This is a genomic window from Streptomyces recifensis, assembly GCF_002154615.1.
Classification (GTDB): Bacteria; Actinomycetota; Actinomycetes; order Streptomycetales; family Streptomycetaceae; genus Streptomyces; species Streptomyces griseoluteus.
In genome coordinates this window covers 1-9,485 of record NZ_MUNH01000556.1, presented here as the reverse complement: position 1 = coordinate 9,485, position 9,485 = coordinate 1, and the positions used below count along the sequence as shown (strand labels likewise).

Here is a 9,485-nt window from a genome sequence, read left to right as displayed (position 1 = left end):
CGGCGGAGCCGGTGGCGCCGGTAGGGTGGCCCGGTTGTCATACGTAGCCGAGTTGCCCTACGCCCCCACCCCCGGAGACCGTGACTACCACCGCCGCTTCCGCCTCGAACCATCTGTCCCCCGCCTTTCCCGGCCGGGCCCCCTGGGGCACCGCCAGCAAGCTGCGTGCCTGGCAGCAGGGGGCGATGGACAAGTACATCCAGGAGCAGCCGCGTGACTTCCTCGCCGTCGCCACTCCCGGCGCCGGCAAGACGACCTTCGCGCTGACGCTGGCCTCCTGGCTGCTGCACCACCACGTCGTGCAGCAGGTGACCGTCGTCGCGCCGACCGAGCACCTGAAGAAGCAGTGGGCGGAGGCCGCCGCGCGGATAGGGATCAAGCTCGACCCGGAGTACAGCGCGGGCCCGGTCGGCAAGGACTACCACGGGGTCGCGGTCACCTACGCCGGTGTCGGCGTACGCCCGATGCTGCACCGCAACCGCTCCGAGCAGCGCAAGACGCTGGTGATCCTGGACGAGATCCACCACGCCGGTGACTCCAAGTCGTGGGGCGAGGCGTGCCTGGAGGCGTTCGAGCCCGCGACCCGGCGTCTGGCGCTGACCGGTACGCCGTTCCGTTCGGACACCAATCCGATCCCCTTCGTCACGTACGAGGAGGGCAACGACGGCATCCGGCGCTCCGCCGCCGACTACACCTACGGCTACGGCAACGCGCTCGCCGACCACGTCGTCCGGCCCGTCATCTTTCTCAGCTACAGCGGCCAGATGCGCTGGCGCACCAAGGCGGGCGACGAGATCGCCGCCCGGCTCGGCGAGCCGATGACCAAGGACGCGGTCAGCCAGGCGTGGCGCACCGCGCTCGATCCGCGCGGCGAGTGGATGCCGAGCGTGCTGCGTGCGGCCGACCAGCGGCTCACCGAGGTCCGCAAGGCCATCCCGGACGCCGGCGCCCTCGTCATCGCCTCCGACCAGGAGTCCGCCCGCGCCTACGCCAAGCTGATCCGCGAGCTGACCGGCACCAAGGCCACCCTCGTCCTCTCCGACGACGCGGGCGCCTCCCAGCGCATCGACGACTTCAGCGCGAGCAACGACCGCTGGATGGTCGCCGTCCGCATGGTGTCCGAGGGCGTCGACGTGCCCCGGCTCGCCGTCGGCGTGTACGCCACCACCATCTCCACCCCGCTGTTCTTCGCCCAGGCCGTCGGCCGTTTCGTGCGGTCCCGGCGGCGCGGCGAGACCGCGTCCGTGTTCCTGCCGACCGTCCCCGACCTGCTGACCTTCGCCAACGAGATGGAGAAGGAGCGGGACCACGCCCTCGACAAGCCGAAGAAGCAGGGCGAGGAGGACCCGTACGCCGAGTCCGAGAAGGAGATGGACGAGGCGAACAAGCAGCAGGACGAGGACACCGGCGAGCAGGAGCAGTTCTCCTTCGAGGCGCTGGAGTCCGAGGCAGTCTTCGACCGCGTCCTCTACGACGGCGCCGAGTTCGGCATGCAGGCCCACCCCGGCAGCGAGGAGGAGCAGGACTACCTCGGCATCCCCGGACTGCTGGAGCCCGAGCAGGTGCAGTTGCTGCTGCAGAAGCGGCAGGCCCGGCAGATCGCGCACAGCAAGAAGCGGCCGGACACCGAGGCCGACCTGCTGGAACTGCCCGCCGAGCGGCGCCCCGTGGTCAGCCACAAGGAGATGATGGAGCTGCGCAAGCAGCTCAACACCATGGTCAGCGCCTACGTCCACCAGAGCGGCAAACCGCACGGCGTGATCCACACCGAGCTGCGCCGGGTCTGCGGCGGTCCGGCGAGCGCGGAGGCGACCGCCGGGCAGCTCAAGCAGCGCATCGCGAAGATGGGGGAGTGGGCGACCCGGATGCGCTGACACGTGCGCCGGGCGTATGCGGACGAACGCAGGCAGGCCGGAACCGGTCTTGACCGGATTCTGGACCGAGTCTTCCGCTGAGCGGACCGGCTCGCTACTGTCCCGCTACGCACACGCCCCGTGGCAGCGCCGCCGCGGAGCGCAGCCGTGAAGCGACGGGCCCGTCAGCCGCCGGGCCGTCCTGCCGATCGGCGGCCTCTGATACGCGTCGCCGACGGGGCTCGGTGACGCGCGCCGCTCGGAGGGCGCCGACCTCACCGCAGAAGGAGGGGGCGTCGTGACCGCGGAGACCTCCCAGACGCTCGACCGGGGACTGCGCGTCCTCAAGCTGCTCGCCGACACGGACCACGGCCTGACCGTCACCGAGCTGTCCGGCAAGCTCGGGGTGAACCGGACGGTGGTGTACCGGCTGCTGGCCACGCTGGAGCAGCACGCGCTCGTCCGCCGCGACCTCGGCGGACGCGCCCGCGTGGGGCTGGGCGTACTGCGGCTCGGCCGCCAGGTGCATCCGCTGGTACGGGAGGCGGCGCTGCCCGCGCTGCGCTCGCTGGCCGAGGACATCGGCGCCACGGCCCATCTGACCCTGGTCGACGGTACGGAGGCGCTCGCCGTCGCCGTGGTCGAGCCGACCTGGACGGACTACCACGTCGCCTACCGCGCGGGCTTCCGCCACCCTCTGGAACGCGGCGCCGCCGGCAAGGCCATCCTCGCCGCCCGGCACTCCCCGGCCGCCGACCCCGGCTACACCCTCACCCACGGCGAACTCGAGGCCGGCGCGAGCGGCGCCGCGGCTCCCCTCCTGGGCGTCACCGGCGTCGAGGGCAGCGTGGGAGTCGTCATGCTGACCGACGCGGTCCCGGAGCGGGTGGGCCCCCGCGTGATGGAAGCGGCGCGGGAGGTCGCGGACGCGCTGAGGTAGTACGCACCGGCCAAGCTCGGAGCAGAGGCCGCGCGTTAGATTTACTCCGTGCTCTCACGTCTCTCGCGTTCCCGGATCATCGCCCTGTGCTCTCTGCCCGTCGTGGGGCTCGTGGCCGTCGCGGTGTTCGCGCCGTTGCCGTTCTCGGTGGCCCAGCCGGGGATGACGGCGAACGTGCTGGGGAAGAACGACGGGACGCCGGTGATCACGGTGGCGGGGGCGCCGACGCGGAAGACGTCGGGCGAGCTGCGGATGACGACCATCGAGGCGACCTCACCGGGCACGCGGGTGTCGCTCGGGCAGGTGATCGACAACTGGTTCCGCAGCGACCGCGCGGTGATGCCGTACGACGCGGTGTACCCGACCGGGGACACCATCAAGGAGATCGAGAAGCACAACACGGCCCAGATGCGGCAGTCGCAGAACGCGGCGACCACCGCGGCGCTGGACCACCTGCGCAAGGACCCCGACGACGTGAAGGTCACCCTGCGCCTCGCCGACGTGGGCGGCCCCAGCGCGGGCCTGCTGTTCAGCCTGGGCATCATCGACAAGCTGGACGGCGACGGCAGCGGCGGCGACCTCACCGGCGGCCGCACCATCGCCGGTACCGGCACGATCGACGCGGACGGCAAGGTCGGCGCGGTCGGCGGGGTGGCCCTGAAGACACAGGCCGCCCGGCGCGACGGCGCGACCGTCTTCCTGGTGCCGAAGGCCGAGTGCGCCGACGCCCACACCAACCTCCCCAAGGGCCTGCGCCTGATCCCGGTCACGAATCTCGACGGCGCCGTGGACTCCCTGGTCGCCCTGGAGAAGGGCACCGGCAGGATCCCCAGCTGCTAGGTCCTGTCAGACGCGAATGGTCGGACAGGACCTGATGGTCGGACAGGACCTAGTCGAGCGCTTCCCCCGCCGCCTGCTCCACCAGCGGGATGATCCGCAGCGGCACCGGGTTCTCCATCACGATCGCCGTGGAGGCCCGCACGATGCCGTCGAAGCCGACCACCCGGTCGATGACGCGCTGCAGGTCGGCGTTGGAGCGGGCCACCAGCCGGCACAGCATGTCCCCGGTACCGGTCGTGGTGAGCAGTTCCAGCACCTCCGGCACCCCGTCCAGGTACGCCCGCACGTCCGCCCCCTGCCCCTGCCGGATCTGCAGCGTGGCGAACGCGGTCACCGGATAGCCGAGCGCCGAGGGGTCCACCTGCGGCCCGAACCCCCGGATCACCCCGCGCGAGCGCAGCCGGTCCAGCCGGGCCTGGGCGGTGCCGCGGGCCACCCCCAGCCGCCGGGACATCTCCAGCACCCCGATCCGCGGCTCCTCGGCCAGCAGCACGATGATCTGCCCGTCCAGATGATCGATCGCCACGACGTCCTCCCCGGATGGTCATCCTGTACAGAAAGCCCGCCGGTACCGCCGTAAGGCTGAACAGAGTGACCAGCGAATACGCGAACTATTGCGCACCTTGCAAGGCGGGGCCACCCTTCGAGCATGACGCAGACCACTCAGCACACTCCCGACACCGCCCGGCAGGCCGACCCCTTCCCGGTCAAGGGAATGGACGCGGTCGTCTTCGCCGTGGGCAACGCCAAGCAGGCCGCGCACTACTACTCCAGCGCCTTCGGCATGCGCCTGGTCGCCTACTCCGGCCCGGAGAACGGCAGCCGCGAGACGGCGAGCTACGTCCTGGAGAACGGCGCCGCCCGGTTCGTGTTCACCTCGGTGATCCGCCCCGCCACCCCCTGGGGCGAGTTCCTCGACCGGCACGTCGGCGAGCACGGCGACGGCGTGGTGGACCTCGCCATCGAGGTCCCGGACGCCCGCGCCGCGTTCGCCTACGCCGTCGAGCACGGCGCCCGCCCCCTCGCCGAGCCGTACGAGGTGAAGGACGAGCACGGCACCGTCGTCCTGGCCGCCATCGCCACCTACGGCGAGACCCGGCACACCCTGGTCGAGCGCTCCGGCTACGACGGCCCGTACCTCCCCGGCTTCGTCGCCGCCGACCCGATCGTCGAGCCGCCCGCCCGCCGCACCTTCCAGGCCATCGACCACTGCGTGGGCAACGTCGAACTCGGCAGGATGGACGAGTGGGTGGCGTTCTACAACAACGTCCTCGGCTTCACGAACATGAAGGAGTTCGTGGGCGACGACATCGCCACCGAGTACAGCGCGCTGATGTCGAAGGTCGTCGCGGACGGCACCCTGAAGGTGAAGTTCCCGCTCAACGAGCCCGCCGTCGCCAAGAAGAAGTCCCAGATCGACGAGTACCTGGAGTTCTACGGCGGCCCCGGCGTCCAGCACATCGCGCTGGCCACCAACGACATCGTGCAGACGGTACGCACCATGCGCGCGGCCGGCGTCCAGTTCCTCGACACCCCGGACTCCTACTACGACACCCTCGGCGAGTGGGTCGGCGACACCCGCGTGCCGATCGAGACACTGCGCGAGATGAAGATCCTCGCCGACCGCGACGAGGACGGCTACCTGCTGCAGATCTTCACCAAGCCGGTCCAGGACCGGCCGACGGTGTTCTTCGAACTCATCGAGCGCCACGGCTCGATGGGCTTCGGCAAGGGCAACTTCAAGGCTCTCTTCGAGGCCATCGAGCGGGAGCAGGAGAAGCGGGGCAACCTGTAACCCGGCTTCTCAAGGACTGAGTCGGGGGCGCGAGGAGCGGTCGCGCCCCCGACTCACAGCACGTCGGTGGGCAGTGGCCCCTCGGTCTTCTCACCCATGTCCTGCAGCGCCGCCCGTGCCTCGGGCACCCACAGCGGCGAGAACGCCGGGTTCACCATCAGCGCGTCCTCCAGCTGCAACCGGGCGGAGCCGTACCGCTTCAGCTCGTACTCGATCATGCCCCGGTGGAAATCGTGCAGCGCGCTGCGCACCCCGCCGCCCTTGGTGTTGTCGGTCGCGGCGGTGGCGAACTTCAGCGCCTCCTTGTCCTCGCCCGCCCGGTGCAGCGCCCAGCCCAGCGCGTCGGCCACCTCGATGCCGGGCTGTCGCTTGTACTCCGCGCGCAGCCGGGTCACCGCCTCCTGCGGGTCGCCGTGGTCGGCCTCCAGCCGGCCGAGCAGCAACTCCTCGTCGACGCCGTCGGAGGCCGACTTCTCCGCCCGCTTCCGCACCAGCGCGTACTGCGCCTCGGCGTCCCGGGTGCGGTTCAGCGACTCGTACAACTCGGCCAGCTCCAGCGTGACTTCGGCGTCCGGCCGCTTCGCGAGGGCATCGCGGTACGCGGTGAGCGCGTCGGCCGTACGGCCCCGGGCGGCGAGGGCACGGGCCTTGCCGGCGCCCGCCGTCGCCTCGGCCGGGTCCAGGCGAAGGGCCTCCGTGAACTGTTCGAGAGCATCCGTGAGGTCGCCGCGCTCCCAGGCCAACTGGCCGACCCCGGCGCGGTAGGCCGCCTGCTCGGCAGGTGTACCGGCGGCCGCCGCCGCGTCCGTGAGCTGGGCCATCGCGTCCTCGCGCCAGCCCCGGTCCCGGTACACGGCCGACGCCCGTGCCATCACGGCCGGGCGGTCCGCGGGGGCGGTGCGCAGCGCCATCAGCTTGTCCAGGGTCTTCCGGGCGGCGGTGTAGTCACCGAGCCCGTTGTACGCGTCGATCAGCGGGGGATACGCCGACCAGCGCTTCGGGGTCAGCTTCAGCGCCTGCTCCCCGTACCGCTTGGCCGCCGCGAAGTCCCGGCGCGCGTTGGCCAGCGCGGTCATCCCGGCCAGCGCCTCGGTGTTCTTGGCCGCGCGCGCCTTCAGCGAGGTGCCGAGCGCCCGTTCGGCGCGCGGGAGGTCGGCCGCGTCGGCGGTGCGGTTCGCCCGGGCCACGTAGGCCGCGCCGAGCACCGCCCAGGCGCGGGCGTCGGCGGGGCGGGCCCGTACCGCGCTCTCCTGCCGGGTGATCAGCTCCGTCAGGTCGGGCAGCGCCGCCGGGACGCCGGTGGTGACCGCCGTCAGCGCCCGCGCCTGCGGTCCGGGCGCGGGTGCCGGGGGCCGGTGGGGGTCCCGCTGCGGCGCCTCGCGCGGCAGCAGTGTCAGCGTCACGCCCGCGGCGGCCCCGGCCGCCGCCATGCTGATCAGCGTGCGGTGCAGCCATCGCCGGGGGCGGTGCGGAGGGGGCTCGGCCACCAGGGGCGTGCCGGGCCGCGCGTCACCATACTGTCTCTTCGCCATGCCGTTCACTGTGCGTCAATATGACGAGCACATCCGGGTGGCCCAAGGGTGGCGCGTGCGGGGTTCACACCGATGGCCCCGAGTGCCACGCTGTGATCATGAGCCGTATCGAAGCACCCCGTGACGGCGACACCGCGCCCGCCGAGAACCTCATCGAAGCGCTGCTGGCGGGGCTGCCCGCCGGGGCCGTGCTCACCGATCCCGACGTGACCGCCTCCTACGCGCACGACATGGCGAGCTTCTGCCCGGCCGGGGCCCCCGCCGCCGTGGTCCTGCCACGCACCGTCGAACAGGTCCAGCACGTGCTGCGCACCGCCACCGCGCTGCGCGTGCCGGTCGTCCCGCAGGGCGCCCGCACCGGGCTGTCCGGCGCCGCCAACGCCTCCGAGGGCTGCATCGTGCTGTCCCTCACCAAGATGGACCGCATCCTGGAGATCAGCCCCGTCGACCGGATCGCCGTCGTCGAACCGGGCGTGGTCAACGCCGTGCTCTCCCGCGCGGTGGAGGAGCACGGGCTGTACTACCCGCCGGACCCGTCGAGCTGGGAGACCTGCACCATCGGCGGCAACATCGGCACCGCCTCCGGCGGCCTGTGCTGCGTCAAGTACGGGGTGACGGCCGAGTACGTCCTCGGGCTGGACGTCGTCCTCGCCGACGGCCGTCTGATGTCCACCGGCCGCCGCACCGCGAAGGGCGTCGCCGGGTACGACCTGACCCGGCTGTTCGTCGGCTCCGAGGGCTCGCTCGGCATCGTGGTCCGCGCCGTGCTCGGGCTCCGGCCCAAGCCGCCCCGGCAACTGGTGCTGGCCGCCGAGTTCGCCACCGCCGCCGAGGCGTGCGACGCGGTGTGCTCGGTCATGGCCGGCGGGCACGTGCCCTCGCTGCTGGAGATGATGGACCGCACCACCGTCAAGGCCGTCAACGACTTCGCCCGGATGGGTCTGCCGGAGTCCACCGAGGCGCTGCTGCTGGCCGCCTTCGACACCCCGGAGCCCGCCGCCGACCTGGCCGCCGTCGGCGCCCTCTGCGAAGCGGCCGGGGCCACCGGGGTGGTCGTCGCCGACGACGTCGCCGAGTCCGAACTCCTGCTCCAGGCACGGCGGATGTCGCTCGTCGCGCTGGAGGCGGTCAAGGGCACCACGATGATCGACGACGTGTGCGTGCCCCGCTCCAGGCTCGGCGCGATGCTGGAGGGCGTGGAGCGGATCGCCGCCAAGTACGACCTGACCATCGGCCTGTGCGCGCACGCCGGTGACGGCAACACCCACCCCACGGTCTGCTTCGACGCCCTGGACGAGGACGAGTCCCGCCGCGCCCGCGAGTCCTTCGACGAGATCATGGCCCTCGGCCTCGAACTCGGCGGCACCATCACCGGCGAGCACGGGGTGGGCGTGCTGAAGAAGGAGTGGCTGGCGCGCGAACTCGGGCCCGTCGGTATGGAGATGCAGCGGGCGGTGAAGGACGTCTTCGACCCGCTCGGCATCCTCAACCCCGGCAAGCTCTTCTGAGCCGGGGCGCCTCACCGGGCCAGCAACTGGTCGAGCGCGTCGTCGATGCCGAGCCGCGCGGCCTCGGCGCCCGGCGGCACCGCCCGCAGCGTCCGCTCCAGCCAGGCGGACACCTGCGGGGTGGGCGCCTCCAGCAGGGCGTCGCCGTCGGGCGAGCTGAGCGCCATCAGCACCACGCTGCGGCCGTTCACCTTCGTCGGCCACACCCGCACGTCCCCGTGCCCGCACGGCCGGAACACGCCCTCCACCAGCAGCTCGCGGGCGAACGTCCAGTGCACGGGGGAGTCGGAGTTGACGTGGAAGGTGATGTGGACGGCGTAGGGGTCGTCCGACCGGTACGCGAGCCGGGCCGGGACCGGGATGCTCCGCTCCGGCGAGAGGATGAGCCTCAGCTCCAGTTCGCGCTCCACCACCGTGTGCTCCATGACCTGTCTCCTTCACCTGACCGGGGGCCGCTCGGACGGGCCCGTGCCAGGAGAGAGGGGGCAGGGGCGCGGTCATTACGCGGGTTCCCGGAAATATTTTTCCCACCGGTGGCCAGGAGCCCCACGGCATCGCCCGGAAGGGGTCGGCTCCGGGCGGAGAGGGGTAAGGGGCGCCCCGGGTCTGATAGATGTGGAGGCTCCCTTCCACCCCCGAGCAGATACGGGACGACGGACATGAGCGCCCCTACGCCGGCCCACGGTGACGACAGGCCCCGCGAGGGCTACTACCCGGACCCGTCCATCCCCGGCTACGTCCGCTACTGGAACGGCACCGCCTGGGTGCCCGGCACCAGCCGTCCCGCCCCCGCGGACGGCGAACCGCTCACCGCCCCGTCAACCTCCGGCCCCGACACGCCCCCTGTGGAGGAGACGGGTCCGCATTTCTTCGAGGAGGGCGGCTCCGCCGACGCTCCGGCGGCCGGCGGCGAGGCGCCCCCGGACACCTTCCTCTTCCGGCGCCCGACGCCGGGTCCGGCGGCGGGGGGTCAGCGGGACGACGGGACGATGACGTTCCGTCGGGTACGGCCGGGGG

The 9,485-nt window shown here is 72.1% G+C and carries 9 protein-coding genes; 6 read left to right on the top strand and 3 right to left on the bottom strand.

What is annotated here, in order from left to right; translation table 11 throughout:
• Positions 1–80: 80 nt before the first annotated feature.
• From CCN33_RS25780 to CCN33_RS25770, 3 genes are all read left to right on the top strand, one after another.
• Positions 81–1,874, top strand: a complete 1,794-nt coding sequence (locus CCN33_RS25780) for a DEAD/DEAH box helicase (protein WP_086695864.1) — start codon at positions 81–83, stop codon at positions 1,872–1,874.
• Positions 1,875–2,151: 277 nt separating this feature from the next.
• Positions 2,152–2,793, top strand: a complete 642-nt coding sequence (locus CCN33_RS25775) for an IclR family transcriptional regulator (RefSeq protein ID WP_086695863.1) — start codon at positions 2,152–2,154, stop codon at positions 2,791–2,793.
• 48 nt (positions 2,794–2,841) lie between these two features.
• Positions 2,842–3,633 (top strand): S16 family serine protease, encoded by a 792-nt coding sequence (locus tag CCN33_RS25770; protein ID WP_086695862.1) that lies wholly within the window; start codon positions 2,842–2,844, stop codon positions 3,631–3,633.
• 49 nt (positions 3,634–3,682) lie between these two features.
• Here the strand turns inward: CCN33_RS25770 and CCN33_RS25765 are convergent, their stop codons facing one another.
• Positions 3,683–4,159: an Lrp/AsnC family transcriptional regulator gene (locus CCN33_RS25765; protein ID WP_086695861.1), complete on the bottom strand. Its 477-nt coding sequence runs from the start codon at positions 4,157–4,159 to the stop codon at positions 3,683–3,685.
• A 123-nt stretch (positions 4,160–4,282) separates the two neighbouring features.
• Between CCN33_RS25765 and hppD the strand changes: the two genes are divergently transcribed.
• Positions 4,283–5,428, top strand: coding sequence for a 4-hydroxyphenylpyruvate dioxygenase (gene hppD, locus CCN33_RS25760; protein ID WP_086695860.1), 1,146 nt, complete (start codon positions 4,283–4,285; stop codon positions 5,426–5,428).
• 53 nt (positions 5,429–5,481) lie between these two features.
• Here hppD and CCN33_RS25755 read toward each other — a convergent pair whose 3' ends face one another.
• Positions 5,482–6,960, bottom strand: coding sequence for a tetratricopeptide repeat protein (locus CCN33_RS25755; RefSeq protein ID WP_086695859.1), 1,479 nt, complete (start codon positions 6,958–6,960; stop codon positions 5,482–5,484).
• A gap of 92 nt (positions 6,961–7,052) precedes the next feature.
• Between CCN33_RS25755 and CCN33_RS25750 the strand changes: the two genes are divergently transcribed.
• Complete coding sequence (locus CCN33_RS25750; RefSeq protein ID WP_086695858.1) at positions 7,053–8,468, top strand: FAD-binding oxidoreductase; 1,416 nt, start codon at positions 7,053–7,055, stop codon at positions 8,466–8,468.
• Positions 8,469–8,479: 11 nt separating this feature from the next.
• Here CCN33_RS25750 and CCN33_RS25745 read toward each other — a convergent pair whose 3' ends face one another.
• On the bottom strand, positions 8,480–8,893 hold the full coding sequence (locus CCN33_RS25745) for an SsgA family sporulation/cell division regulator (protein ID WP_086695857.1): 414 nt from the start codon (positions 8,891–8,893) through the stop codon (positions 8,480–8,482).
• Positions 8,894–9,127: 234 nt separating this feature from the next.
• Here CCN33_RS25745 and CCN33_RS25740 point away from each other — a divergent pair.
• On the top strand, positions 9,128–9,485 hold a 358-nt coding region (locus CCN33_RS25740), incomplete at its 3' end, for a DUF2510 domain-containing protein (protein ID WP_140394673.1).

Excerpts from the sequence above, each read along its gene's own strand:
- CCN33_RS25755 (WP_086695859.1), bottom strand. The coding sequence starts at position 6,960 with ATGGCGAAGAGACAGTATGGTGACGCGCGGCCCGGCACGCCCCTGGTG.
- hppD (WP_086695860.1), top strand. The coding sequence starts at position 4,283 with ATGACGCAGACCACTCAGCACACTCCCGACACCGCCCGGCAGGCCGAC.
- CCN33_RS25745 (WP_086695857.1), bottom strand. The coding sequence starts at position 8,893 with ATGGAGCACACGGTGGTGGAGCGCGAACTGGAGCTGAGGCTCATCCTC.